This is a genomic window from Micromonospora sp. CPM1 (assembly GCF_023896895.1).
GTDB lineage: Bacteria > Actinomycetota > Actinomycetes > Mycobacteriales > Micromonosporaceae > Micromonospora > Micromonospora tulbaghiae.
Genome location: NZ_JAMHIU010000034.1, coordinates 1 through 24,850 on the forward strand (window position 1 = coordinate 1; position 24,850 = coordinate 24,850).

A 24,850-nucleotide genomic window follows, 5' to 3' on the forward strand; every position below is an offset into this window, starting at 1 on the left:
CCTTTTACCCGGGCCGAAAGTCCAAGATCGACGGGGAGGAGGGGGCGGGGGGAGGGCGGGACGGGTCAGCGGAGGGTGGAGATGGAGAAGAGGGCGCCGGACGGGTCGCGCAGGGCGGCGCTGCGGCCGGCCGGGTTGTCGCGCGGCGGGACGAGGATGGTGCCGCCCAGCTCGGCGGCCCGGGCGGCGGTGGCGTCGGCGTCCTCCACCGCGAAGTAGACCGCCCAGTACGCGGGCAGGTCCGCCGGCATCGGCTCGGCCCGGGGCAGCATCCCGGCGACGATGCGGGCCCCGCAGCGCCACCCGGTGTACGCGACCGGTCCGGCCGGACGCTCCTCCGGATGCCAGCCGAAGACCAGCGCGTAGAACTCCTTCGCACTGTCGGGGTCGGGGGTGACCAGCTCGTTCCAGCACATCGCGCCCGGTGCGTTGTACAGCTCGGCCCCGCGCATCGCCATCGGCTGCCACACGCTGAACACCGCGCCGGCCGGGTCGGCGAGCACCGCCATCCGGCCCTGTTGGGCGACGTCGAACGGGGAGACGACCACCTGCCCGCCGGCCGCCTCCACCCGGGTCGCGACCAGGTCGGCGTCGTCGGTCGCCACGTACGTGGACCAGACCGGCACCTGGTCCGGCGTACCGGGTGGGCCGGCCCCGGCGACCGCCTTGCCGTCCTTGCGGAAGACGGTGTAGCCGCCGGCGTCCGGCTCGGGGGAGATCTGCCCGGTCCAGCCGAACAGCTCGGGGTAGAACCGTCGTGCGTCGTCCAGACCGGGCGTGGCCAGGTCGGTCCAGCAGGGCGTGCCGGGCTCGACGCCGTTCACGGTGACCCCTCTCGCCGGGGGCGGCTCCGCTCGCCCGCCCTGTCGGCATCGTGGCACCGCCGGGTCGGCCGCCGGGCCGGAACCGGACAAAAGGTCAGCTGAAGCGGCGGCCCTCGTCTCGCCGGTACGCCCAGCCGGCGAGCGCGGCGAGCACGAGCACCCAGACCGCGAGCATCACCAGCGCCCGGTTGTCGGGCCGGAAGTCGGTGACCGCCGCCCAGAGCAGTTCCACGGCGCCCCGGGTCGGCAGGTAGGGGGCGATCGCCTTGATGAAGCCGGGCGCGTCGTCCGGCCCGGAGAGCAGGCCGCCGCCGAACGCGAGCGGGAAGAAGATCACCTGCGCCACCACGATCGCGGCCTTGCTCGGCAGCGAGTAGCCGATCGTCAGGCCGAGCAGCGTGAACGGCACCGAGATCACGGCGACCGCGCCGAGCCCGAGCAGGAACTGGAGCGCACCGACCCGCGCCTCGGTGGCGACCGCCGCGATCACCACCACCGGGATCATCGACACGTAGGTGAGCACCAGCCCGGCCAGGATCCGCCCGGCCAGCCGTGGCGCCGGTCCGGCCGGCAGGGTCCGGGTGTACGGGTTCCAGGGCTGGTCGCGGTCCTCGGCGACCCCCACGCCGTACTGGAAGATGTTGGCGCTCATCACCGCGAAGGTCACCATGGCGGCGGTGGCGTAGGTGGCGCCGGCCGGGTCGTCGCCGGCGAACGGCACCACGAAGAACAGCATGGCGGCGGCGGGGAAGAACGCGCTGCCGACCACAGCCACCGGGATCCGGATGATCTCCAGGAGCTGGTAGCGGGCGTGGACGAGGGCGAGCGGCACGGCGGTCTCCTAGACGGGGGTGGGCGCGGGCCGGTCGTCGGCCGTGATGGCGAGGAACGCCTCCTCCAGCGAGGTGGGCCGGACCTCCAGGTCGCGGAACGCCACCCCGGCGGTGACCAGGTCGCGGACGAGCTGGTCGGCGTCGGTGGTGAGCAGGTGCACCCGCCCGTCGGCGCGTTCGGTGGCGACCACGCCCGGCAGCGCCGGCAGGTCGTCGGCGACCAGGCTGACCCGGCGTACGCCGACGATCCCGCGGATCGCCGCCACCGAGTCGTCGGCGAGCACCCGCCCGTGGCCGATCACCACCACCCGCTGCGCGAGCGCCTCCACCTCCTCCAGGTAGTGGCTGCTCAGCAGCACGGTGCCGCCGTCGGCGTGGAAGCCGCGGATCGCGTCCCAGAGCGCGTGTCGCGCCTCCACGTCGAGGCCGGTGGTCGGCTCGTCGAGCACCACCAGCCGGGGACGGCCGACGAACGCCAGCGCCACGGCGAGCCGGCGACGCTGCCCGCCGGAGAGACCACCGGTCTGCCGGCGTACCTGGTCGGCGAGGCCGAACCGGTCGAGCAGCTCGCCGCGCGGCACCGGGTCGGGGAAGTGCGCGGAGACGAAGTCGACCACCTCGCCGACCCGCAGCGTGCCGGGCAGGCCGGTCTCCTGCGGGGTGACGCCGAGCTGCCGCCTGCTCGCCGGGTCGCGCGGGTCGCCGCCGCACAGCTCGACCCGGCCGGCGGTGGGTCGGCGCAGCCCGACCAGCAGGTTGATCAGCGTGCTCTTGCCGGCGCCGTTCGGGCCGAGCAGGCCGACCAGCTCCCCGGACCGGACGATCAGGTCGACCCGGTCCAGTGCCAGCACCTCGCCGTAGCGGCGGCTGACCTGTTCGGCGCGGGCCAGGATCATCGGCGATCTCCTCGGGCGGGGGCGGTGCATCCCCTGTCTACCGTGCGTGCGCCGGCCGCGGTGTCCCCTGACCGGGTGCTCGTATCCCCTAGTCTGGTGGCGCCGTCGACGACGGTGGAAGTTCCAACCGGACACTGGGGAGGGTCCGTGACCAGTCCGAGCAGGAATCTCGACGTCCAGCCGGAGGCGCTGAGGGCGTTCGCCGCCGCCTCCCGGGACCGGGCCGGCCGGTTCCGCGAGCTGGAGCGGGTGTTCCGCGACGGCCACGTGGCCCGGCACTCCTTCGGCGTGATGCCCGCGTCGTTCAGCCTCGCCGCGGCGTACGCGGAGCAGTTCGAGGCGTGCCTGCAAGGGCTGGCGGACGGTGCCGAGACCATGCTGACAGTCGCCACGGGGCTCGCCGAGACCGCCGCCGCGTACGACGACACGGACGTGGCGAACGACACCATGTTCACCGCCGGCGGCTGAGGGGGAGCGGGGATGAGCACCGAGGCGCTCCAGCGCAACAAGACCTACTTCGAGCAGATCGTGTCGGGCACGCCCGACCCGTTCAAGCCGCTGTCGAACGCGGTGCTGTGGCCGTTCGAGCAGCTCCTGGAGCTGGTCGCCGGTGAGCCGGACGACCTGATGCGGGCGGCCCAGCTCGCGATGACCACCGGGGAGGCGGTCCGGCAGATCGCCGGTGACCAGATCGCCGACCGGGCCCGGCTGCGCGGCGCCTGGGACGGCGACGCGGCGGACAAGTTCCACGCCTCGATGCAGTCCATCGAGGACGCGATGGAGGATCTGGCAAAAGGGCTGGACGGCACCAAGGAGGTGCTGGTCGACTCCGCGAACGCGGCGGTGGACGCGTTCAACCTGCTGGTCGAGCTGATCCTGGAGTTCCTGCTCTGGTTCCTGACCGAGATCATCATCGCCGCGGTGGCGGCGGCGCTGAGTGCCGGGGTGAGCCTGGCCGCCACCGTGGTGCGGGTGCTGGCCCGGCTGGCCACCACTGTCGGCCGCATGGTCAAGATCGTGGCCCGGTTCGCGGAGATCCTCACGAAGCTCGCCACCAAGCTCCAGAAGGTCGCCAACCTGCTCGACCACTACGCCAAGGTGGTGATGGAGCTGCGCCGGGCCAAGAAGGCGTACAGCGCGTTCAACAAGTCCGGTTACACGAAGGCGGCGCTCGCCTTCAAGGTCGAACGCGCCGCCGTCCTCTTCCCGGGCAAGTTCGCCATCAACCAGGCGTCCCCGGTGAACATCCCCGGCATCGGCGGCGCCCTGCTCGACACCGGGATGGGCCTGCATGACATCTCCGACGGGCGCAAGGACCGCAACTACCTGGTGGACGGCACGTACCGCGAGGATCTCGGCCCGTACACCAAGGGCGTGCAGAACGTGTTCGACTCGATCGTGAACTGAGAGGCAGCAATGACGTTCCCGGCCCTGGACCGGATCGAGGCGCTGGCCCGCAACCTGGACGGGTGGCAGCGCGAACTCGGCGCGCGGATGGCCGAGCTGGAGCAGAGCAGCGCCCAGGGGGTGAGCGACTCCGGCCTGGTCACCGTCGTGGCCGCCGCCGACGGCAAGATCCTCTCCACCGACATCAACGCGCGGGCCATGCGCTTCGACTCGTACACGCTCGCCGAGGAGATCACCTCGGCGGCGAACCGGGCGCAGGAGGCCGCCGCCGCCCGCGTACGCGAGATCGTCGGCGAGGTGATGGGCGACGCCCCGGCCGCGGAGCGCCGCGCCGACGACGGCTACGGCCACGACCGATACTGAGCCGATGGACGAGACCAGATACCGCGACCCGATCGACCGGCTCGTCGAGCCGGGCGAGCGCGTGCTGGCCCACGCCAAGGCCGACGTCGGCCAGGGGCTCGCTCCGGCGCCACCGCCCGAGCCGGAGCCCACTGCCGAGCCGAGCCGGCGGACGGTCGGCTCGGTGCTGCTCAACGTGCTGCTGCCGCTGGCCACCTGGGACCGTGGCGATCGCCTGGTCGACGCGATCGGCTGGGGGATCGCCGGGCGCGGCGCCCCCGGCTCGGCCGCCTCGCGCCTGCACCGCGCGCTCCGCCCGCCCCGGCCCGACCTCCAGGTCCGGGAGACGCTGCTCGCGGTCACCGACCGGCGGTTGCTGGTCTGCCGTACCGGCGGGGTCAAGCTGCTGGCCGGGCGCGAGGCCGAGGAACGCGCGCTGGCCGAGACCTCGGTGGCGTGGTCGGCCACCCGGGCGGAGATCGCCTCCGCGCGGGTGGGCTGGCACCGGCTCAACCCGAAGCGGCTGCGGATCGACTTCACCGACGGTTCCTGGCTGTCGTTCACCGTGCCGATCGCCGAGTCCGGCCGACCGCTGCGCGAGGTCGCCGCCGCGTTGTCCGCCTGACGGATCCGCCCGCCGGGCCGCAGCCGGGCGGCAGCCGCCCGCCCGCGTCAGGCCGTCAGTGGCGCGGGCAGCGGCTCGCGGTGCAGCACGGCCAGGCGGGAGACCGCCCGGGTCAGCACCACGTAGAGGCGGTGCAGCCCGCGCGGCTCGGCGGCCACGATCGCGGCCGGCTCGATGACCACCACGTGGTCGTACTCCAGGCCCTTGACCAGCGTCGCCGGGACCACTGTGACGCGCGCCGCGGCCTCGACGTCGTCGGCGGTCGCGGTCTCGACGCCCGCGTCGGCGAGCGCCGCGCGGAGCCGGTCGACCGCGTCGTCGGCGGCGATCACACCGACCGAGCCGTCGTGCGCGAGCGCCGCCCGCACCTCGGCCACCGTCGCGGCCGTCAGGTCCTCGGCGGTACGCACGTCCAGCGCACCGTCGTTGCGCAGCGACCGGGCCGGGGGTACGTCGACGGCGAGCGCCGGCAGCAGCCGGTTCGCGAACGCCACCACCGCGGCGGGCACCCGGAAGCCCACGCTCAGCGGCACCACAGCGGCGTCCGGCTTGCCCAGGTGGGCCAGGGACTCCCGCCAGTCGGTCGCCGCCCAGGGCGCGGTGCCCTGGGCCAGGTCGCCGAGCAGCGTGATCGAGCCGTGCTCGCTGCGCCGGGCGATGGCGCGGCACTGCATCGGGGAGAGGTCCTGCGCCTCGTCGACCACCACGTGCCCGAAGCCGGCGGGCCGTTCCAGCAGCCCGGCCACCTCGTCGATGAGCACCGCGTCGGCGGCGGTCCACCGGGTCGCCTTCGCGGTGCGGGCGACTTTGCCGGACCGGAACAACTCCTGTTCCTCGGGCGTGAGCAGGCCGTCCGCGGCGGCGGCCAGCGCGTCCGCGTCGGTACGCAGCCGGTGCAGCAGCCCGTCGGGGGTGAGCGCCGGCCAGACCGCGTCGAGCAGGTCGGTGACCGGCTTGATCCGGCTCATCCGGCGCAGCCAGGCGTCGCTCGGTGACTCCGCCCGGCGGGCCTCGGCCTGGCGTTGCAGCAGTCCCACCACCCGTGCCCGGACCCGCTCCCGGCCGGTCGCGTAGGGCAGCCCCTCTTGGCGGGTCTCGGTGACCAGCCGGTGCAGCGGGTCGAGCCCGATCCGCCACCGGTACGAGCCGTCCGACACCATGATCGGCTCGGTCGGCGTACCGATGTGGGCGTCGACGGCCCGGCGCAGCACCTCGGCCATCCGGACGTCGTGCTTGAGCGCGGCGGCGGCCGGGTCGTCGACCGCGCGGACCGGCACGCGCGCGACCAGGTCCTCCACAGTGGCCTGCTCGACCTCGACCTCGCCGAGCGCGGGCAGCACCGCCGCGATGTACGACAGGAACGCCCGGTTCGGCCCGACGATCAGCACGCCCGAGCGGCGCAGCCGTTCCCGGTGCAGATAGAGCAGGTACGCGGCGCGGTGCAGCCCGACCGCCGTCTTTCCGGTGCCCGGCGCGCCCTGCACGCAGATCGAATCGGCCAGGTCGGCCCGGACCAGCTCGTCCTGCTCCGGCTGGATGGTGGCGACGATGTCGCGCATCGGGCCGACGCGGGGGCGCTCGATCTCGGCGGTGAGGATGCGGCTCGCGGTGCCGAGTTCCTCGCCCCGGTCGAGGTGCTCGTCCTCGAAGCTGGTCAGCGTCCCGGCGCTGAACCCGAACCGGCGGCGTACGGCGACACCCTGCGGGTCGCGCGCGCTGGCCCGGTAGAACGACCGCGAGACCGGGGCGCGCCAGTCCAGCACCAGCGGTTCGCCCAGCTCGTCGGTGACGTGCCGCCGCCCGACGTGGTACTCCCGCCCGGCGTGGTCCGGGTCCACCTCCCCGAAGTCGAGGCGGCCGAAGAACAGCGGGGTGGTCGGGTCGTCGGCCAGCTCCTTGACCCGTCGGGCCATGTGCCGGCCGAGCTGCTCGGCGGTGTACGAGTCACCGGCCACCTTGTCGCCGGTGGCGAAGAGCGCCTGGGCGCGTTCCCGCATCCGGGTCAGCGCGGCGCGGGAGGCGTCGAGGTGGGCGCGCTCGGCGGCCAGTTCGGCGTCGAGGCCGGGTGTGGCGTCAAGATCGGTTGCGGGCACTGTGAACTCCGATGGCTCAACTGAGGCTCGCTCGCGTGTCCGGGGCGGTTGGCCTGCTCCCGGCGCGGGGACGTCCGCTGCGGTGCATGCTCACCGCGGCCGTCGGGCGGTCCTCCACGCTACGGGAGCACCGGCAGGTCGCGCCAACGAATTTCGTGGTGGCAGGCGATTCGCTCGACCCACCTCCGCCTTAAGAATATTATTAAGTCCGGAGGTGGGGGATGGAGTGGGAGATCCTGATGACCGGGCAGGTGGAGGAGTTCCTCGACCAGCTCTACGTCCTCGACCGCGACTCCCATCGCCTCGTCAACCAGGCCATCCTGGTGCTGGAACGCAACGGGCCCGCCGAGGGGCGGCCCCTCGTCGACAGCATCACCGCCTCGCGTCTCAGCAATCTCAAGGAGCTGCGGCCCCCGTCAGCGGGGCGCACCGAGATCAGGATTCTGTTCGTCTTCGATCCTTGGCGTTCGGCGGTGCTGCTGGTCGCCGGTGACAAGTCGGGGCAGTGGGCACGCTGGTACCGGGAGGCCATGCCGGAGGCGGAGCAGCTGTACGACACGTACCTGAAGGAACGGCAGGAGGAGAGCCGATGAGCGGCGTCAAGCGCTGGCGGGACACCACGCACCTGGACCGCGCGATCGACACGGCCGGCGGACCGCGCGCGTTCGAGGCCGAGGTCGGGGAGATGCTCGATCATGCTCGCGGGTGGCGGCTCGCCGAGCTGCGCAAGCGGCGGGAGATGACCCAGGAGCAGGTGGCGTCGAGGATGGGTGTCTCGGTCGCTCGGGTCTCACAGATCGAGGCGGGCAACGTCGCGACCCAGGAGGTGCTCGCGCGCTACATCGGCGCGCTCGGTGGCACCCTCAAACTGATCGCCGACTTCGGTGACGAGCAGCTCAAGGTCGCCTGATCCGATGGGTTCCACCGCTGGATCCCGGCGTCCGCGGACGCGGGATCATTGAGGTATGACCGAGGCGCTTCCCGGCAGGAGCCGGGTGACGATCAGTGATCCGCAGGTGATGCGGGCGCTCGCTCACCCGGCCCGCATGGCGATCATGGAACATCTCGGCACGCTGGAGGGCGGTGCGACGGCCACCGAGTGCGCCGAGATCGCCGGGCTGTCGCCGAGCGCTACCAGCTATCACCTGCGCGAGCTGGCGAAGTTCGGGCTGGTCCGGCAGGCGCCGGGCCGGGGTGACGCCCGGGAGCGGGTGTGGCAGGCGGTGAACCCGTCGTATCACGTCGAGGTGGGGCCGGACGCCGACCCGGAGGCGCGTGCCGCCGAGGCGGCCCTGGTCGAGGCGCACATGGTCCGTGACGCCCAGCGGGTCCGGGAGTGGTTGCGCCGCGCGCCGGACGAGTCGCCGGAGTGGTACGCGGCGACCTGGTTCAGCGACAGCGTGCTGCTCATGACCGCCGAGGAGCTGACCGAGCTGAACCAGGCGATCCAGGCGCTGATGGAGCCGTACCGGCGGCGGACCCGGACCGATCCGCCCGCCGGGGCCCGGCCGGTGGCGACGCAGTACCGGGCGATGCCTCTCGACTGACGGGTTGCGCACACCAGTTGTGAAGGATTACTTTCGAAGTATGTCTTTCACAACTGGTGAGTCGCGCTGGCCGGACGTCTGGCTCGCGGCCACCGCGCGCGGCATCTCCAGCTGCGGAGACTTCCTCGCCGCCGCCACGCTCACGCTCGCGCTCCAGTCCGCCGGCGCCGGCGGACTCGCCGTCTCCGGACTGCTGCTCGCCGCGACGCTCCCGCTCGTGGTGCTCGCGCCGCTGACCGGCCGGCTCGCCGACCGGGTGGACAGCCGGGTGCTGCTCGTCGCCGCCGGTCTCGTCCAGGCCGCGGTCTGCCTGGCGCTCGCGTACGCCCGGGACCCGGTCCTGGTGATCGCGCTCGTGGCGCTGCTCGCGGCCGGGCTCGCGGTCACCCAGCCGGCCATCGCCGCGCTGGTGCCGGTGATGGTCCGGCCCGAGGACCTGCCCCGGGCGGGCGCGCTCAACCAGACCGCTGGGACGCTCGGCGCGCTCGCCGGCCCGGCGCTGGCCGGGCTGCTGGTCGGGCAGTTCGGCACCCGGGTGCCGCTGCTCGTCGACGCGTTCAGTTACCTCGCGCTGGTGGCGGCCGGGCTGCTCATCCGTACCCGCAGGGGAGGGCGCCGGACGCCAGCCGGCGTCGCGGCGGCGGTCGCGCCACCGTGGCGGCTGCGCCGCGACCCGCTGCTGACGGTGATGGTCGCCAGCGTGGCGGCGGTGGTCGGCGCGGTCGGCGCGGTGAACGTGATCGAGGTCTTCTTCATCCGGGAGACGCTCGGCAGCAGCACCACCGTGTACGGCCTGGTCACCGGCTCCTGGACGCTCGGCATCATGCTCGGCGCGTGGCTGTTCGCCCGGGTCGCCCGCCGGCTCGCCGACGACGGCGCGCTGCTCGGCGCCGGACTGGTGCTGCTCGGTGGCTGCTGCCTGGCGGTGCTGGTCTCGGCGGCGGTGCCGTCGGCCTGGCTGCTCGTGCCGATCTGGCTGCTGGGCGGCGTGGCCAACGGAGGCAACAACGTCTTCGACCAGTTGCTGCTGGCACGACGGGTGCCGGAGGCCGCCCGGGGCCGGGCGTTCGCGGTCTTCGGGGCGGCCGCTCAGGGCGCCGCGATGGGTGGCTACCTGGTGGGCGGCCTGCTGCTGGAGGTGGCCGGCCCGCGCGGGCTCGTCGCCGGCTGCGGCGTGGCCGGCCTGCTCGTGGTCGTGGCGCTGGCCTGGCCGGTGCGCCGGGCGGTACGCGCCGAGCGGGCCGCCGTCGCCCGCGCGGCCACGCCCGCCGCCGTCGCCGTGCCAGGCGGTTAGGTGCGGACTTCACCACTCGATCGGATCCCCCGGCGGCGAGGCCGGAGCCACGGCGATACGGTCGGGTCATGGCCGACCGCATCGCCCGCCCCCGCGTGGGGCACATCCAGTTCCTCAACTGCCTGCCCATCTACTGGGGGCTGATGCGGTCCGGCGCGCTCATCGACGTCGACCTGCACAAGGACTCGCCGGACCGGCTGAGCGCCGACCTGGTCGCCGGTGACCTGGACATCGGGCCGATCACGCTGGTGGAGTTCCTCAAGCACGCCGACGAACTGCTGCTCCTGCCCGACCTGGCGGTGGGCAGCGACGGGCCGGTGCTCTCGGTGAACGTGGTGTCCACCCGCCCGCTGGGCGAGCTGGACGGCGCCCGGGTGGCGCTCGGCTCCACCTCGCGTACCGGGGTGCTGCTGGCCCAGCTGCTGCTCGCCGAGCGGCACGGGGTGCGGCCGGAGTACTTCCGCTGCCCGCCGGACCTGACCCAGATGCTGCTGGAGGCCGACGCCGGGGTGCTCATCGGTGACGTGGCGCTGCGCGCGCTCTACGAGGCGCCGGCCAAGGGCCTCGAAGTGACCGACCTGGGGCAGGCGTGGCACGACTGGACCGGGCTGCCGATGGTGTTCGCCGTCTGGGCGGTACGCCGCGAGTTCGCCGCCGCCCACCCCGGCCTGGTCAAGGAGGTGCACGAGGCGTTCCTGCGCTCGCGCGACCTGTGCCTGGCCGAGCTGGACCAGGTGGCGGAGGCGGCGGCCCGCTGGGAGACGTTCGACGCGGCCACGCTCGCCACGTACTTCCGGGCGCTCGACTTCTCGCTGGGCGAGCGGCAGGTGGCCGGGCTGCGCGAGTTCGCCCGCCGGGCGGCCGCGTACGGGGAGGTGCCGGCGCTGCCGGCCGACGGCCCGGAGTTCTTCCAGGGCTGACCGCGCGCCGCGCGGCTCAGGGTGCCGCGCGCAGCAGCGCCTTGGTGATCCGTTCGCAGGCGTCCATGCCGTACTCCCAGCCGCCCTCGACGCCGAACGGGGTGCGCAGCATCACGCCCATCGTCCAGGTGTCACCGATGGCCAGGCAGTTGACGTGGTACTCATCTTCCTTGTCCCGGTCGATCCACCCGTTCTTGATGGCGATCTTCTTCTGCTGGGCCGCCGGGAACGCCTTGCGGATGCCGAAGTCGCCGGGAGCGCGTACCAGACGCATCTCGTTGAGCAGCCACTTGGTCCACTTCGGCCCGGCCGCGCGGCCGTCGTCGATGCACAGACCGAGGCGGGCGGTGTCCCGGGGGGACAGCTCGGTACGGCTCCAGCCGCCGTCGGAGGCGACCTCGCTGTCGGTCAGCTTGCAGATCGAGATCAGCCGCTCGATCGAGTCCGAGCCGCCGACGTTCTCGTAGAACTCCTGCGCCCGGGTGTTGTCGCTGTCCCGGATGATCTTCGTGGCGTCGGCCAGCTTCGCGTCGCTCGGCGTCTTGCCGTCCTCGGCGCTCAGGCGCAGGTAGTCGGCCACCACCCAGGACTTGATCAGGGACGCGGTGGTGCTCGTCTCGCCCATGTTCGACGAGCCGATGATCTTCCCGGTGCGCTTGTCCAGCACGGACCAGCCGTACCAGCCCTTGATCTTGAGGCTGTCCAGGTTCTTCGCCTCAAACGGCAGAGGTTCGAGGGACCGTGAGGGGGCGACCCGCGGTTTCGCGTTGCGGTCGACAGTCTGCTGCGCCGACCGCTCGCTCGTCGGCTCGGGATGCGAGTTCGCGGTGGCCTCCAGCGGCGAGCCGGGGATCACGCGCAGGGAGAGGCCGAGCAGGCCGACGAGGACCGCAGCGAGGGCGCTGAACGCGAGCGGGCGCCGATAGCTGCCGGGCCGACGCCGGGCACCGGCCATCAGAGCTTCCCGACCGGCTGTTGCGGCACCTTGAGCGCGGCGCCGGGCAGCGGCGTCACGAGCTGGGTGGCGACGGCGGCGCACATCTTCGCACCGTACGGCAGACCGGAGCGGCCCGGGTACCGCATCATCACGGCGAGACTCCACTTGTCGGTGAACGCCAGGCAGCTGACGTGCCAGTTGCCGTCGTAGGCGAGCTGGGTCCAGCCGTTCTTCATGTGCACCGGACCCTGCGACTTGATCGTCGCCGGCAGGCCGTCGATGATGCCCCACCGGCCGCCGCCGGACCGCGCGCCCTGCTTGTTGACGCTGCCGGCCACCTTGGTCATCTCGCTGAGCAGCCACTTGGTCCACTTGGGCCCGGCGGCGCGGCCGTCGGCGATGCAGTCGCCGAGGCGGGCCGCGTCCCGCGGGGACATCTCGGTGAAGCTCCACCAGCCCTTGTAGTCGGGCACGTCGCCGGGCTTGGTGTCGGTCAGACCGCAGATCTGGATCGCGCGCGCGATGACCGGGTCCGGCTTGCCGCCGGGCTGGGGCCGGTAGGAGCCGCCCGCCGCCCGGTAGACCGCGTTCGCGCCGTCGTCGTCGCTGTCCCGGATCGCGAGGATCGCCGCCTTCTTGAGCCCGGCACTCGGCTGCTTGTCGCCGAGCTGGCGAAGGTAGTCCGCGACGATCCAGGCCTTGAGCATCGACTCGGTGGAGCTGGTCTGGTTCATGTTCTCGGCGCCGGTGACCGTGCCGGTCTCGCGGTCCATCAGGGCCCAGGAGAAGAACTCACCCTTGAAGTTCACCGACACCGGGGCGTCGGCGAGCGTCGGGGCCGCCGGCGCGGTCGGTGCCGGCGCCGGGACCTGCTCGCCGCCGCCGAGGCCGCCCACGCCGTCTCCGTCGGAGAACTTCGCGTACGCGGCCGGCACCAGCATGACGCCGCCGATGAGGACCGCCACGATGGCGAGCACCAAGGTCACGCGAGGTCGCATGAGTGGTGAGCTCCAGATGTCTGGCCGGGGGGACCGGCGCTTCCGCATGGGTTCGGCCCGGTCGCCACTAGGCCGGGGGAGGTGGCCTGAACGGTGACGATCATGAAGCCGAACGGTTTGCCGGTCGGAAGTCTACTTCCGGACAGCTCTGATGCCAGGTCTCGACACCCGTGACTTTGCCGGGTGGGCGGGATATTGAGGCGCTTTGCCATCATTGGGGGATTTCTTCTATTCGAAGTGATCGACATCACAGCTACCAGGGCCGATGGCGGCGCGTGCATGGCCGGTGACGCGAGGTGGTACCCGAAACCTGTTACACCCTCTGGTGTCATTCGTGGCGAGCTGTAACACTGGCTGCATGTATGGCAACGACTTCGCCCCGCCGGAGGACGCTCCGGGCGGCGGCCTGCTCGGCGAGGTGGAGGCGGCGGAGGCCGCGCTGCGCGAGGCGGCGGCGCGGGCCCGGCGTGGCGGCGCGGCCCCGGACGAGGACGTCGAGGCGTACTTCGCCGACGTCATCAACGCGGACCAGAAGATCGAGCCCCGCGACTGGATGCCCGAGGCGTACCGCCGGACGCTGATCCGGCAGATCGCCCAGCACGCCCACTCCGAGATCATCGGCATGCAGCCGGAGGGCAACTGGATCAGCCGGGCGCCCTCGCTCAAGCGCAAGGCGATCCTGCTCGCCAAGGTGCAGGACGAGGCCGGTCACGGCCTCTACCTCTACGCGGCCGCCGAGACGCTCGGGATCAGCCGCGACGAGCTGGTGGACCTGCTGCTCGACGGGCGGCAGAAGTACAGCTCGATCTTCAACTACCCGACCCTGACCTGGGCCGACGTGGGCGCGATCGGCTGGCTCGTGGACGGCGCGGCGATCGTCAACCAGGTGCCGCTGTGCCGCTGCTCGTACGGTCCGTACGCGCGGGCGATGATCCGGGTCTGCAAGGAGGAGTCGTTCCACCAGCGGCAGGGCTACGAGATCCTGCACACGCTGGCGCACGGCACCCCGGCGCAGAAGGCGATGGCGCAGGACGCGGTGGACCGCTGGTGGTACCCGTCACTGGCCATGTTCGGCCCGCCGGACGGCGACTCGACGCACAGCGCCCAGTCCATGGCCTGGAAGATCAAGCGCTTCTCCAACGACGAGCTGCGCCAGCGCTTCGTGGACATGTGCGTCGGCCAGGCGGAGGTGCTCGGCCTCACGCTCCCCGACCCGGACCTGCGCTGGAACGACGAGCGGCAGGCGTACGACTACACCCAGCCCGACTACGCCGAGCTGATGCGCGTGATCAAGGGCGACGGGCCGTGCAACAGGGAGCGCATGGCGCACCGGCGCAAGGCGCACGCCGACGGCGCGTGGGTACGGGAGGCCGCCGCGGCGTACGCCGCGAAGCGGGCGGAAAGAAAGGAGCCGGTGGCGGCATGAGCGAACGCACCGAGCGAAGCGAGGGCCGTGAGGACATGCGAGGTCGGCACGGCATGAGCGAACGCACCGAGCGAAGCGAGGGCCGTGAGGGCATGCCCAGCCAGCACGGCATGAACAGCGCGTCCTCTCCCCTGTGGGAGGTCTTCGTGCGCGCCCGCCGTGGCCTGTCGCACACCCACGTCGGCAGCCTGCACGCCCCCGACGCCGAGCTGGCCCTGCGCAACGCCCGCGACCTCTACACCCGCCGCCAGGAGGGCGTCTCCATCTGGGTGGTGCCGGCGAGCGCGATCACCGCGTCCAGCCCGGACGAGAAGGACGCGTTCTTCGACCCGGCCGCCGACAAGGTCTACCGCCACCCGACGTTCTACGAGGTCCCCGAAGGGGCTGCGCACCTATGAGCGCGAGGAGTGAGCCGGTTTTGCGAGCCCCGCAGTCGCGAACGGAAGGCGGCTCTGTGCCGTTGTTCGACTTCACGCTCGCCATCGGCGACGACGCGCTCGTCGCGGCGCAGCGCCTCGGTGAGTGGACCTCCCGCGCGCCGGAGATGGAGGAGGACATCGCGCTCGCCAACATCGCCCTCGACCAGCTCGGCGCGGCCCGGCTGCTGCTCACGTACGCGGGCGAGCTGGAGGGCGCGGGCCGCGACGAGGACGACCTGGCCTATCTGCGCGACGATCGCGAGTTCCGTAACTGCCTGCTGGTCGAGCTGCCCAACGGCGACTTCGGCGTGACCATGGCGAAGCTGTTCTTCCTGGCCGCGTACCAGTTGCGGCTCTACACGGCGCTGGCCGGCTGCGCCGACGAACGGCTGGCGGCGGTCGGCGCGAAGGCGCGCAAGGAGTCGGCGTACCACCTGGACCACGCCGCGCTGTGGGTGAAACGGCTCGGCGACGGCACCGAGGAGTCGCACCGGCGCATGCAGGACGCGGTCGACCAGGTGTGGCCGTACGTCCACGAGCTGTTCGCCCCGGACCCGGCGGCGCCGGTCGACCCGTCCACCCTTCGGGCCGACTTCGACGCCACCGTGTCCGCCGTGCTGGACGAGGCCACGCTGACCCGGCCGGAGGCCGGCTGGGCACCCGGCGGCGGCCGGGACGGCCTGCACACCGAGCACCTCTCGTACCTTCTCGCCGAGATGCAGGTGCTGCACCGCGCCCACCCCGGAGCGAGCTGGTGAGCGCGAGGAGTGCAGCGGAGCGGAGCCCCGCAGTCGCGAACGGAGGGTGGCGCTGGTGACCGACGCCAGGGCGGCCGCGGCGGCGGTGGTGGACCCGGAGATCCGGGTCATCACCATCGACGAGCTGGGCATCCTGCGCGCGGTCGACGAGGAACCGGACACCGGCCGGGTCGTCGTCACCATCACCCCCACCTACACCGGCTGCCCGGCGATGGACGTGATCCGGGAGGACATCCGGCGGGCGCTGGCCGCCGCCGGGCATCCGGACGCCGAGGTCCGCACCGTGTACCACCCGGCGTGGAGCACCGACTGGATCTCCGAGGCCGGCCGGGCCAAGCTCGCCGCCGCCGGCATCGCCCCGCCCGCGCCGCGCGGCGACGACACAGTGGTGCCGTTGACCCTGGCCGTACGCTGTCCGCGCTGCGGGTCGCCGGAGACCACACAGATCAGCCGCTTCGGCTCCACCGCGTGCAAGGCGCTGTGGCGCTGCCGCTCCTGTTCCGAACCCTTCGACCACCTGAAGGCGCTGTGACTGTCACCATCACCCGGCCGGTGCGCCGCCGGCCGGTCTTCCACCCGCTGCCCGTCGCCGCCGTGGACCGGCTCACCGACGACTCGGTGTCGATCACGTTCGCGGTACCGGAGGAGCTGCGCGAGACGTTCGCGTTCTCCGCCGGGCAGCACCTCACCGTCCGCCGTCCGGCCGACGGCGACGGCGAGGAGGTGCGGCGGTCGTACTCGATCTGCTCCACCCCCGACGAGCTGGCCCGGCACGGCCGGTTGCGGGTCGGGGTGCGTGAGGTGCCGGGTGGGGCGTTCTCCGCGTACGCCTGCGGCGCGCTGCGCGGCGGCGACACCGTCGAGGTGCTGCCGCCGCTGGGCCACTTCACCTCCGCGTTCACGCCGGACCGGGCCCGCCGGTACGGCGCGGTGGTCGCCGGTTCCGGCATCACCCCGGTCCTCGGGCTGGCCGCGACCGCGCTGGCGACCGAGCCGCGCAGCACGTTCACGCTCGTGTACGGCAACCGCACGGCGAACTCGGTGATGTTCGCCGAGGAGCTGGCCGACCTGAAGGACCGCTACCCGACCCGGCTGCACCTGGTGCACGTGCTGTCCCGGGAGATGGGCGAGTCGGCGCTGCTGTCCGGGCGGATCGACGCCGATCGGCTGACCCGGCTGCTCGACACACTCGTGCCCGGTGACGAGATCGAGGAGTGGTTCCTCTGCGGCCCGTACGGCATGGTGGTGGACGCCAAGGCGGTGCTCGCGGGTCGCGGCGTGCCGGACGCGGCGGTGCACACCGAGCTGTTCCACGTCGACGCCCCGCCGGAGCCGGTCCGGCGTGAGACCGACCGGCCCGGGGCCGGCACCGAGGTGACGATCCTGCTGGACGGGCGCTCGTCCAGTTTCACGATGGGCCGGGACGAGCGGGTGCTCGACGCGGCTCTGCGGGTGCGCGGCGAGTTGCCGTACGCCTGCAAGGGCGGCGTGTGTTCGACCTGCCGGGCCAAGGTGACCTCAGGTGAGGTGACGATGGCGCGCAACTACGCGCTGGAGCCCGACGAGGTGGCCGCCGGTTACGTGCTGACCTGCCAGTCCAGCCCGGTCACCGACGAGCTGACAGTCGACTACGACGCGTAGCGGCGCCGCCGCTCAGATCACCACCGGCGGTGCCGTGGCGGCGCGGCCACGGGCTCGGCTGACGTGGCCGCGCCACCCGCCGACGAGCGCGAACAGCGTCCATCCCGCCGCGCCGAGCACGAGCATGCCCCGCTTCCCGTCCGGGTCCACGTCCTGCGCGTCGGTCAGTTCCACCTCGCCCCGCGGGTCGACGAGTACCGTCAGGCGCTGGCCGACCCGGTAGCCGGGGGAGCTGCCCCGGTAGACCAGCGGCTCGTCGAGCCGGCCGGCGTCGCCCTGGAGGGCGAACTCGTGCCGCTTGCCGACCGTCTGCACGTCGACGATCGTCACCGGCTGGGCGACACCGCGCTCCCGGAGCACCGACTCCGGGGCGAGCTGCACGGCGCCCACCAGCACGAACAGGGCCGGCACCACCGACAGGAGAGTCAGCCACCAGCCCCGGTGCAGCAGGCGCAGGCCGACCGCGAAGGCGAGACAGCCGACCAGGCCGACGCAGATCGGCACCGCGATCGGCAGTCCCACGGTGAGGTGGCCGACCACCGTGGTCACGGCGATCACGGCGAGGCCGAAGCCGACGAGCACGGCGGTCATGGTGAGGGACCAGAGGGCGGAGCGGGCGCCGGCCACGCGTACGGGGGTGGGCGGGGGCGATACGACTGACACGCCGAGAGCGTAGACGCGGCCTGCCACGTCCATTTCTTGTCCGAACGGTTCGGACAGCGGTAACCTTCAACTGCCAGGGGCACTAGCCCCGTGGAAGTGGACCCGGCAGCCTTCCGGACGGTGGGTGAGCCGGGTCTCGCGCTGTCTGCGCCTCGTCAGACCTGCCGCGACTCACTGATCATGCGGCGGATGGAGTCCTTCCAGCGCCCGCCTTTGGCCCAGCACCAGGCCAACGCGTCGGGAACGGCCAGCAGACACTCCTCGTGGGCGCGTAGCTGGTCGTACCGCAGCCGCCCGTCCACCCCGCACTTCCTGACCTGCTCGAAGAGCAGGCGCTGATCGGCCTGGAAGGTCGAGTCGTCGCGTTCCAGGACGAGGCGGGCAGCCCCGATCTTCGCCGTGTGCTCCACCAGAGAGACGAGGCAGGCTTCGCGAGCGACCCGGGCGTTGCGATGGTCCTTCGCGTCGAAGATGACGGCGTGCGCGGAGAGCGCGAGAAACCCGTCGATGATCTGACGGCGCCGGTCGTCTCTCTCCTTGTGGAAGTGGATGCGGCGTTGGCCGGGCAGGATGAGATCACGAATCGACCGCCGTGCAGCGTTCAGGTCGGCCGGGTGCATGACCACGGCGGCGACGAGTAGCCCTCGCTCCTTGGTCTCGTCGACGAAGACGTGCGCGGTCATGGGACGAGGCTCTCCTGTCGCTGCTCGGACCCGGTCAGGCGTTGACGATTTCCCTGATGCGGTCGAGCTTCTGCCGGGCGGTCAGGCCGGCGGGGTTCTTGGTGCCGATGACGTCCAGCTCCGCTCGGACGTCACAGTCGTCCGGCTGAAGGATCGCATCGATCACACGTGCTCGGGGGCCGCCGTCCCGGACGTAGATCCAGACCGTCTGCGACTGCCGTGGCTCGGTGTTGAGCGCCGCGTCGAGCCGGTGGGGAGGGAAGAAACCGAGGCCGGTCGCCCTGAGCGTGTCGGCGATCTCGGCCAGGACCCAGCGGCCGAGCTTGCGGTAGCCCAACTCGTCCCGCAACTCGCCGAGGGTCGCTTCCGTTAGTCCTCCGTCCGCTCGGCAACGGGCCGCGATGCCTGGAGCGGTGTCCGTCTCGCTCACGTCCCACCCCAATGGCGTCGATGGATGTCGAACAAGATGATGCGAGATGCTCAACATCTTGTCAACCAATCACCGATGTTTTATTTCGATCTTGAGGATATTTTCGGGGAAGTGGGTTCGGCTCACACCGGAGGGCCCGGTACGGCGGCATCCACCGGTCGCGACGTACGCTCGGGGATGTGACGGCGAACCGGGAGATCGACGACATCCTGCAACGCGGCGCGGACGGCGGGCGGATCACGCCCGAGGAGGCGCTGCTGCTCTACACCGACGCGCCCTTCCACGCGCTGGGCGAGGCGGCCGACACGGTACGGCGGCGCCGCTACCCGGACAACATCGTCACGTACCTGATCGACCGCAACATCAACTACACGAACGTCTGCGTGACGGCGTGCAAGTTCTGCGCGTTCTACCGGGCCCCCAAGCACAAGGAGGGCTGGACCCACCCGACCGAGGAGATCCTGCGCCGCTGCGGCGAGGCGGTCGAGCTGGGCGCCACCCAGGTCATGCTCCAGGGCGGGCACCACCCGGACTACGGCGTCGAGTACTACGAGGAGTTGTTCTCCTCGGTCAAGAAGGCGTACCCGCAGCTCGCCATCCACTCGATCGGCCCGAGCGAGATCCTGCACATGGCCAAGGTCTCCGGCGTGAGCCTGGACGAGGCCATCGCCCGGATCAAGACCGCCGGCCTGGACTCGATCGCCGGTGCCGGCGCCGAGATGCTGCCGGACCGGCCGCGCAAGGCGATCGCGCCGCTGAAGGAGTCCGGCGCCCGCTGGCTGGAGGTCATGGAGCTGGCGCACCGGCAGGGCCTGGAGTCGACCGCCACCATGATGATGGGCACCGGCGAGACCAACGCCGAGCGCATCGAGCACCTGCGGATGATCCGCGACGTGCAGGACCGCACCGGCGGTTTCCGGGCCTTCATCCCGTGGACGTACCAGCCGGAGAACAACCACCTCAAGGGCCGCACCCAGGCGACCACGCTGGAGTACCTGCGCCTGGTCGCGGTGGCCCGGCTGTTCTTCGAGACGGTGCCGCACCTGCAGGCGTCCTGGCTGACCACCGGCAAGGACGTCGGGCAGCTCGCGTTGCACATGGGCGTGGACGACCTCGGCTCGATCATGCTGGAGGAGAACGTCATCTCCTCGGCCGGCGCCCGGCACCGGTCCAACCTGCACGAGCTGATCGGCATGATCCGGTCGGCCGACCGGATCCCGGCCCAGCGGGACACGCTCTACAACCGGCTCGCGGTGCACCACACGCCCGCCGACGACCCGAGCGACGACCGGGTGGTCTCGCACTTCTCGTCGATCGCGCTGCCCGGCGGCGGCGCCGGGAAGTCGCTGCCGCTGGTCGAGGTCAACTGACCCGGTTCCGCCGTTCGGCCGGTCGGCGTTCGTCGTGCGGCCGGAGCTCCGCCCGTTTCCGGTGAAGCTTGCGCCAGGGGTCTTCACCTGCGTGATCACCGGCGGCTAGCCTGCCCGCGCGACACCACCGATCCGGGCCGCGAGCAGGCAGGTAACAGGTCGGCGGCGACCCGGTCGAGCACGGCCCGGTGAGCCGACGACGCCATTACGCTTGCGGCGTCCGTCGGACCGTCGTCCTCCATCGGCCCATGAGGGCCGTTCACATAACGCACCGCGGCAGGGGCGGGATGGGTGACCATCCCGCCCCTGCCGTCTGCCGGGATCGATGGGAACAACGGCCGCGTACCCGGGGGGAGGCGAGGGCGGCGCGGCTGGCAGAGTGGAGGGGTGAGCCGTACCCCGCAGGGCCAGCGCGCCAGCCTGGACAAGCAGCCGCACGAGGTCGCCGCGATGTTCGACGGTGTCGCGGCCCGCTACGACCTGACGAACACCGTGCTCTCGTTCGGGCAGGACCGGTCGTGGCGGCGGGCCACCCGGGCGGCGCTCGGGCTGCGCCCGGGCGAGCGGGTGCTGGACGTGGGCGCCGGCACCGGTGTGTCGACCGAGGAACTGGCCCACTCCGGGGCGTACGCGGTCGGCGCGGACCTGTCGCTGGGCATGCTGTACGCCGGCAAGCGCACCCGCCCGTCGGTGCCGCTGCTGGCCGGGGACGCGCTGCGACTGCCGTTCGCCGACGCCAGCTTCGACGCGGTGACCATCTCCTTCGCGCTGCGCAACGTCAACGACACCGACGCGGCGCTGGCCGAGCTGGCCCGGGTGACCCGGCCGGGCGGGCGGCTGGTGGTGTGCGAGTTCAGCACTCCGGTGAACCCGGCGTTCCGCACCGTCTACCTGTCGTACCTGATGCGGTCGTTGCCGGCGGTGGCCCGCGCGGTGTCCAGCAACCCGGACGCCTACGTCTACCTGGCGGAGTCGATCCGGGCCTGGCCGGACCAGGCGGCGCTGGCCGCGCGGATCGGCGCGGCCGGCTGGGGACGGGTGGCGTGGCGCAACCTGACCGGCGGCGTCGTGGCGTTGCACCGGGCCGTCCGAAACTGACCGTCCGGCCAGCAGACGCTGGTCATTTCGTGAATATCCGGTTCTGGTCTACTTTGTCCCGTAGGCTCGCCCCCATGACGGGACCAGACCAGGCCGCCACCGACGACGACGCCGCCGAGCTGATCGCGCAGCTCCGCGAGCTGGCCGGCGCGGATCCCGCAGATGTCCGGCAGGTCGTCGCCGAGGTGCTCGCCGCGCTGGACCGGGCCGCCGGCGGCGCGTTGCGCGACCACCTGCCCGAGACCATCCGGCTCGACGCCGGGCTCGGACCGGCCGCGCAGGCGCGCCCGTGACCGGTCTCGACGCTCTTACCGGCGCGTTTCCGCGAAGTTAGGCCCCCCTCAGCGCGTACTGGTGTAACGCCGGTCATAGACTCCAACCGGATCGGCTTGTGAAGCATTTCACGAGCATGCGGGAGGAGGCGCGGATGACCGCGGTGGAGAACGACGCCGACGTCATCGTCGTGGGCGCCGGTCCCGGAGGATCGGCCACGGCGTACCACCTGGCGCGGCACGGCGTACGCGTGCTGCTGCTGGAGAAGACGGAATTTCCCCGGGAGAAGGTCTGCGGTGACGGGCTCACGCCCCGCGCCGTGCGGCAGCTGATCCGGATGGGCGTGGACACCTCGCCCGAGGCGGGCTGGCTGCACAACAAGGGCCTACGGGTGATCGGCGGCGGAGTACGCCTGGAGCTGGACTGGCCCGACCTGGCCAGCTTCCCCAACTACGGCCTGGTGCGCACCCGGCTCGACTTCGACGACCTGCTCGCCCAGCGCGCGGTCGCCGCCGGGGCGAAGCTCCAGACCAGCGTCAACGTCCTCGGGCCGGTGCTCGGCGCCGACGACCGGGTGATCGGCGTGCAGGCCGAGGTCGGCCCGGACAAGGAACCCGCCACGTTCCACGCGCCGCTCGTGGTCGCCGCCGACGGTGTCTCCGGCCGCTTCCCGCTCGCCCTCGGGTTGGCCAAGCGGGAGGACCGCCCGATCGGCGTGGCCGTCCGCCGCTACTACCGTTCGGCCGCCAAGCACGACGACGACTACCTGGAGTCCTGGCTGGAGCTGCGGGCCAAGGGCAGCGACGCGCTGCTGCCCGGCTACGGCTGGATCTTCGGCCTCGGCGACGGCCGGGTGAACGTCGGCCTGGGCGTGCTCAACTCCTCCTCGGCGTTCGGCAAGACGAACTACCGCAAGCTGCTCACCGACTGGCTCGCGAACACCCCCGAGGACTGGGGGATGACCGACGAGTCCAACGCGGAGGGTCCGATCCTCGGCGCCGCGCTGCCGATGGGCTTCAACCGGGTACCGCACTACACCCGCGGCGCCCTGCTCGTCGGCGACTCCGGCGGCATGGTCAACCCCTTCAACGGCGAGGGCATCGCGTACGCGATGGAGTCCGGCGAGATGGCCGCGGAGGTCGTGGTGCAGGCGCTCGCCCGCCCGGCCGGCGCGGAACGGGAGCGGGCGCTGATGGCGTACCCGCAGGAGCTGAAGGCCCGCTTCGGCGGCTACTACCGGCTCGGCGGCGTCTTCGTGAAGCTCATCGGCCGGCCCGAGATCATGCGGATGGCGACCAAGCACGGCATGCCGCACCCGATGCTCATGCGCTTCGTGCTCAAGCTGCTGGCCAACCTGACCGACCCGCGCGGCGGGGACGCGATGGACCGGGTCATCAACGCGATGACGAAGGTGGCCCCGGCCGTGTAGGAGACGACCGGCCCGGGGCCCGACGCCCACGAGCCGGACATAGATCGACCCCGCCGACCGAGGTCGTGAGGGACGTGAATAGTGTGATTTTGGCCAACCACCGAGGTCAGGGAAGGACGAGCAGGGGACAACGATGACGCTCTCTCCTTACGCACCCATCATCGGGCTGTTCGCCCTCGCTGCGGCGTTCGCGCTGTTCTCCGTGGCCGCTGCCCGACTCGCCGGCCCGCGGCGTCTCAACAAGGCCAAGCTCGAGGCGTACGAGTGTGGCATCGAGCCGAGCCCGCAGCCCGTCGGCGGCGGCCGGTTCCCGATCAAGTTCTACCTGACGGCGATGCTCTTCATCGTCTTCGACATCGAGATCATCTTCCTCTACCCCTGGGCGGTCTCCTTCGACGCCCTGCCGATCTTCGGCTTCGTGGAGATGGTCCTGTTCATCGTCGCGGTCTTCGTCGCATACGCCTACGTCTGGCGGCGCGGCGGCCTGGACTGGGACTGAGGAGGTAGCAGATGGGCATCGAGGAGAAGCTCCCCTCCGGCGTCCTGCTCACCAGCGTCGAGAAGCTGGTCAACTGGACGCGGAAGACCTCGGTCTGGGGCGCCACGTTCGGTCTGGCCTGCTGCGCCATCGAGATGATGGCGGCGGGCGGCCCGCACTACGACATGGGCCGCTGGGGCATGGAGGTCTTCCGCGCCTCGCCCCGCCAGGCGGACCTGATGATCGTGGCCGGCCGGGTGAGCCAGAAGATGGCCCCGGTCCTGCGCCAGATCTACGACCAGATGGCCGAGCCCCGCTGGGTCATCTCGATGGGCGTCTGCGCCAGCAGCGGCGGCATGTTCAACAACTACGCCATCGTGCAGGGCGTCGACCACGTCGTCCCGGTCGACATGTACCTCCCCGGCTGCCCGCCCCGGCCGGAGATGCTCATCGACGCGGTGCTCAAGCTGCGCGAGAAGATCATGCACGAGCCGCTGGGCCCGAACGGCCGCAAGATGCTGGAGGCCCGCCAGGCGCGCGGTGACGTGCCGGTGGTGCCGTACGGCTCGATGCCCTCGTCGTACCGCAGCGACAAGGCCCGCCGTGCCGAGTGGACGAAGGCCGTCCGCGAGGGGCGCGAGGAGCAGCTTCGGATCGAGAACTGGATGAAGGCGCAGAACCACCTTCAGGCGTCGCATAGGGGCCCGAAATGACCGCACCGAACGACAAGAACAACGACGGCGGGGTGCCGGTACCCACCACCCCGGCCGGTGCCAGCTCCACCGCCCCGGCGGAGTACCCGCCGGCCAGCCCGGCCGGCCGGGGCATGTTCGGCAACCAGGGCACCGGTGACGTCTCCGGCTACGGCGGCCTGGTCCGCCAGCGCAAGCCGATCGAGGAGGCGGCCCGGCCGTACGGGAGCTACTTCGACGAGGTGCGGGACGCGCTGGAGGAGGCGTACCCGGACTTCGGCGACGCGATCGAGAAGGTCGTGGTCGACCGGGGCGAGCTGACCCTGCACGTCCGCCCGGAGCGGATCGCCGAGGTCTGCCAGGTGATGCGCGACGACCTCGCGCTGCGCTTCGAGCTGCTCTCGTCGGTGTCCGGGGTGGACTACCTGGGCGCGGAGCGCCGCCTGCACGTGGTCTACCAGCTCACCTCGATGACCTACCGGCGCATGGTCCGGCTGGAGGTGGCGGTCTCCGCCGAGGAGCCGCACGTCCCGAGCGTCACCGCCGTCTACCCGACCGCCGACTGGCAGGAGCGGGAGACGTACGACATGTTCGGCGTCGTCTTCGACGGCCACCCCGCCCTGACCCGGATCCTCATGCCGGACGACTGGGAGGGGCACCCGCAGCGCAAGGACTACCCGCTGGGCGGCGTCCCCGTCGAGTACAAGGGTGCGGAGATCCCCCCGCCGGACAAGCGGCGGTCGTACCAGTGAGCGCGAGGAGTGCAGCGAAGCG

General features: G+C 72.0%; 30 protein-coding genes. 21 read left to right on the forward strand and 9 right to left on the reverse strand.

Annotated elements, in window-relative coordinates; all coding sequences use genetic code 11:
- Nucleotides 1–65 precede the first annotated feature (65 nt).
- The 3 genes from M8C11_RS27720 to M8C11_RS27730 form a co-directional block, all read right to left on the reverse strand.
- A complete protein-coding gene (locus tag M8C11_RS27720) occupies nt 66–824 on the reverse strand; it encodes a VOC family protein (protein ID WP_252454294.1) in 759 nt (252 codons plus the stop codon).
- A 94-nt stretch (nt 825–918) separates the two neighbouring features.
- Nucleotides 919–1,656, reverse strand: a complete 738-nt coding sequence (locus M8C11_RS27725) for an ABC transporter permease (RefSeq protein WP_252454295.1) — start codon at nt 1,654–1,656, stop codon at nt 919–921.
- A 9-nt stretch (nt 1,657–1,665) separates the two neighbouring features.
- Nucleotides 1,666–2,553 carry an ABC transporter ATP-binding protein gene (locus M8C11_RS27730; RefSeq protein ID WP_252454296.1) on the reverse strand — a complete coding sequence of 296 codons (888 nt, stop codon included), beginning with the start codon at nt 2,551–2,553 and terminating at the stop codon, nt 1,666–1,668.
- Nucleotides 2,554–2,700: 147 nt separating this feature from the next.
- Here M8C11_RS27730 and M8C11_RS27735 point away from each other — a divergent pair, with 147 nt between their 5' ends.
- From M8C11_RS27735 to M8C11_RS27750, 4 genes are read left to right on the forward strand one after another with little or no spacing between them, the layout of a single operon-like run.
- Entirely contained in the window at nt 2,701–3,021 is a 321-nt protein-coding gene (locus M8C11_RS27735; RefSeq protein ID WP_252454297.1) for a type VII secretion target, read from the forward strand.
- Nucleotides 3,022–3,033: 12 nt separating this feature from the next.
- A complete protein-coding gene (locus tag M8C11_RS27740; protein ID WP_252454298.1) occupies nt 3,034–3,960 on the forward strand; it encodes a WXG100 family type VII secretion target in 927 nt (308 codons plus the stop codon).
- Between the two features lie 9 nt (nt 3,961–3,969).
- The gene (locus M8C11_RS27745) at nt 3,970–4,323 is read left to right on the forward strand and encodes a YbaB/EbfC family nucleoid-associated protein (RefSeq protein WP_120572099.1); all 354 of its coding nucleotides are present in this window, start codon (nt 3,970–3,972) and stop codon (nt 4,321–4,323) included.
- Nucleotides 4,324–4,327: 4 nt separating this feature from the next.
- A complete protein-coding gene (locus M8C11_RS27750) occupies nt 4,328–4,927 on the forward strand; it encodes a hypothetical protein (RefSeq protein WP_252454299.1) in 600 nt (199 codons plus the stop codon).
- A 47-nt stretch (nt 4,928–4,974) separates the two neighbouring features.
- Here M8C11_RS27750 and M8C11_RS27755 read toward each other — a convergent pair whose 3' ends face one another.
- Nucleotides 4,975–7,020 carry an AAA family ATPase gene (locus M8C11_RS27755; RefSeq protein WP_252454300.1) on the reverse strand — a complete coding sequence of 682 codons (2,046 nt, stop codon included), beginning with the start codon at nt 7,018–7,020 and terminating at the stop codon, nt 4,975–4,977.
- 221 nt (nt 7,021–7,241) lie between these two features.
- Here M8C11_RS27755 and M8C11_RS27760 point away from each other — a divergent pair, with 221 nt between their 5' ends.
- From M8C11_RS27760 to M8C11_RS27780, 5 genes are all read left to right on the forward strand, one after another.
- On the forward strand, nt 7,242–7,613 hold the full coding sequence (locus tag M8C11_RS27760; RefSeq protein WP_252454302.1) for a type II toxin-antitoxin system RelE/ParE family toxin: 372 nt from the start codon (nt 7,242–7,244) through the stop codon (nt 7,611–7,613).
- The gene (locus M8C11_RS27765) at nt 7,610–7,930 is read left to right on the forward strand and encodes a helix-turn-helix transcriptional regulator (protein ID WP_120572095.1); all 321 of its coding nucleotides are present in this window, start codon (nt 7,610–7,612) and stop codon (nt 7,928–7,930) included. Before M8C11_RS27760 ends, M8C11_RS27765 begins: the two co-directional genes overlap by 4 nt.
- Nucleotides 7,931–7,985: 55 nt before the next feature.
- The gene (locus M8C11_RS27770) at nt 7,986–8,567 is read left to right on the forward strand and encodes a helix-turn-helix transcriptional regulator (RefSeq protein WP_252454304.1); all 582 of its coding nucleotides are present in this window, start codon (nt 7,986–7,988) and stop codon (nt 8,565–8,567) included.
- A 40-nt stretch (nt 8,568–8,607) separates the two neighbouring features.
- A complete protein-coding gene (locus tag M8C11_RS27775; RefSeq protein ID WP_252454306.1) occupies nt 8,608–9,861 on the forward strand; it encodes an MFS transporter in 1,254 nt (417 codons plus the stop codon).
- Nucleotides 9,862–9,929: 68 nt separating this feature from the next.
- On the forward strand, nt 9,930–10,781 hold the full coding sequence (locus M8C11_RS27780) for a menaquinone biosynthetic enzyme MqnA/MqnD family protein (protein ID WP_120572092.1): 852 nt from the start codon (nt 9,930–9,932) through the stop codon (nt 10,779–10,781).
- A gap of 16 nt (nt 10,782–10,797) precedes the next feature.
- Here the strand turns inward: M8C11_RS27780 and M8C11_RS27785 are convergent, their stop codons facing one another.
- Both M8C11_RS27785 and M8C11_RS27790 read right to left on the reverse strand, forming a co-directional pair.
- Entirely contained in the window at nt 10,798–11,736 is a 939-nt protein-coding gene (locus M8C11_RS27785) for a hypothetical protein (protein ID WP_252454308.1), read from the reverse strand.
- The gene (locus tag M8C11_RS27790; protein ID WP_252454310.1) at nt 11,736–12,716 is read right to left on the reverse strand and encodes a hypothetical protein; all 981 of its coding nucleotides are present in this window, start codon (nt 12,714–12,716) and stop codon (nt 11,736–11,738) included. Before M8C11_RS27790 ends, M8C11_RS27785 begins: the two co-directional genes overlap by 1 nt.
- Nucleotides 12,717–13,074: 358 nt before the next feature.
- Here M8C11_RS27790 and paaA point away from each other — a divergent pair, with 358 nt between their 5' ends.
- Genes paaA through paaE form a run of 5 tightly spaced genes read left to right on the forward strand, consistent with a single transcriptional unit; the run spans nt 13,075 to nt 16,960 of the window.
- On the forward strand, nt 13,075–14,142 hold the full coding sequence (gene paaA / locus M8C11_RS27795) for a 1,2-phenylacetyl-CoA epoxidase subunit PaaA (protein WP_252454311.1): 1,068 nt from the start codon (nt 13,075–13,077) through the stop codon (nt 14,140–14,142).
- Between the two features lie 53 nt (nt 14,143–14,195).
- Nucleotides 14,196–14,540 carry a 1,2-phenylacetyl-CoA epoxidase subunit PaaB gene (gene paaB / locus M8C11_RS27800; protein ID WP_047892131.1) on the forward strand — a complete coding sequence of 115 codons (345 nt, stop codon included), beginning with the start codon at nt 14,196–14,198 and terminating at the stop codon, nt 14,538–14,540.
- A complete protein-coding gene (gene paaC, locus M8C11_RS27805) occupies nt 14,537–15,319 on the forward strand; it encodes a 1,2-phenylacetyl-CoA epoxidase subunit PaaC (protein WP_252454313.1) in 783 nt (260 codons plus the stop codon). Before paaB ends, paaC begins: the two co-directional genes overlap by 4 nt.
- Before the next feature lie 55 nt (nt 15,320–15,374).
- Nucleotides 15,375–15,851: a 1,2-phenylacetyl-CoA epoxidase subunit PaaD gene (gene paaD / locus M8C11_RS27810; protein ID WP_013283590.1), complete on the forward strand. Its 477-nt coding sequence runs from the start codon at nt 15,375–15,377 to the stop codon at nt 15,849–15,851.
- Complete coding sequence (paaE, locus tag M8C11_RS27815; RefSeq protein ID WP_252454315.1) at nt 15,848–16,960, forward strand: 1,2-phenylacetyl-CoA epoxidase subunit PaaE; 1,113 nt, start codon at nt 15,848–15,850, stop codon at nt 16,958–16,960. The genes paaD and paaE overlap by 4 nt, the downstream gene beginning before the upstream one ends.
- Nucleotides 16,961–16,972: 12 nt before the next feature.
- Here the strand turns inward: paaE and M8C11_RS27820 are convergent, their stop codons facing one another.
- From M8C11_RS27820 to M8C11_RS27830, 3 genes are all read right to left on the reverse strand, one after another.
- Nucleotides 16,973–17,623 carry a hypothetical protein gene (locus tag M8C11_RS27820; protein WP_244933139.1) on the reverse strand — a complete coding sequence of 217 codons (651 nt, stop codon included), beginning with the start codon at nt 17,621–17,623 and terminating at the stop codon, nt 16,973–16,975.
- A 155-nt stretch (nt 17,624–17,778) separates the two neighbouring features.
- On the reverse strand, nt 17,779–18,306 hold the full coding sequence (locus M8C11_RS27825) for a hypothetical protein (RefSeq protein WP_120572084.1): 528 nt from the start codon (nt 18,304–18,306) through the stop codon (nt 17,779–17,781).
- A 34-nt stretch (nt 18,307–18,340) separates the two neighbouring features.
- Nucleotides 18,341–18,736, reverse strand: a complete 396-nt coding sequence (locus tag M8C11_RS27830) for a hypothetical protein (RefSeq protein ID WP_120572083.1) — start codon at nt 18,734–18,736, stop codon at nt 18,341–18,343.
- A gap of 179 nt (nt 18,737–18,915) precedes the next feature.
- On the opposite strand from M8C11_RS27830, the gene mqnC reads away from it, so the two are divergent.
- From mqnC to M8C11_RS27865, 7 genes are all read left to right on the forward strand, one after another.
- The gene (gene mqnC, locus M8C11_RS27835) at nt 18,916–20,106 is read left to right on the forward strand and encodes a cyclic dehypoxanthinyl futalosine synthase (RefSeq protein WP_252454317.1); all 1,191 of its coding nucleotides are present in this window, start codon (nt 18,916–18,918) and stop codon (nt 20,104–20,106) included.
- A 387-nt stretch (nt 20,107–20,493) separates the two neighbouring features.
- Nucleotides 20,494–21,204 carry a demethylmenaquinone methyltransferase gene (locus tag M8C11_RS27840; protein ID WP_091414513.1) on the forward strand — a complete coding sequence of 237 codons (711 nt, stop codon included), beginning with the start codon at nt 20,494–20,496 and terminating at the stop codon, nt 21,202–21,204.
- Between the two features lie 74 nt (nt 21,205–21,278).
- Complete coding sequence (locus tag M8C11_RS27845) at nt 21,279–21,497, forward strand: hypothetical protein (protein ID WP_018787811.1); 219 nt, start codon at nt 21,279–21,281, stop codon at nt 21,495–21,497.
- A gap of 134 nt (nt 21,498–21,631) precedes the next feature.
- The gene (locus M8C11_RS27850) at nt 21,632–22,906 is read left to right on the forward strand and encodes a geranylgeranyl reductase family protein (RefSeq protein ID WP_252454319.1); all 1,275 of its coding nucleotides are present in this window, start codon (nt 21,632–21,634) and stop codon (nt 22,904–22,906) included.
- A gap of 133 nt (nt 22,907–23,039) precedes the next feature.
- Nucleotides 23,040–23,405, forward strand: a complete 366-nt coding sequence (locus M8C11_RS27855) for an NADH-quinone oxidoreductase subunit A (RefSeq protein ID WP_013283601.1) — start codon at nt 23,040–23,042, stop codon at nt 23,403–23,405.
- A gap of 11 nt (nt 23,406–23,416) precedes the next feature.
- Nucleotides 23,417–24,097 (forward strand): NADH-quinone oxidoreductase subunit B family protein, encoded by a 681-nt coding sequence (locus M8C11_RS27860; RefSeq protein WP_013283602.1) that lies wholly within the window; start codon nt 23,417–23,419, stop codon nt 24,095–24,097.
- Nucleotides 24,094–24,828: an NADH-quinone oxidoreductase subunit C gene (locus tag M8C11_RS27865; protein ID WP_252454321.1), complete on the forward strand. Its 735-nt coding sequence runs from the start codon at nt 24,094–24,096 to the stop codon at nt 24,826–24,828. The genes M8C11_RS27860 and M8C11_RS27865 overlap by 4 nt, the downstream gene beginning before the upstream one ends.
- Nucleotides 24,829–24,850 lie beyond the last annotated feature (22 nt).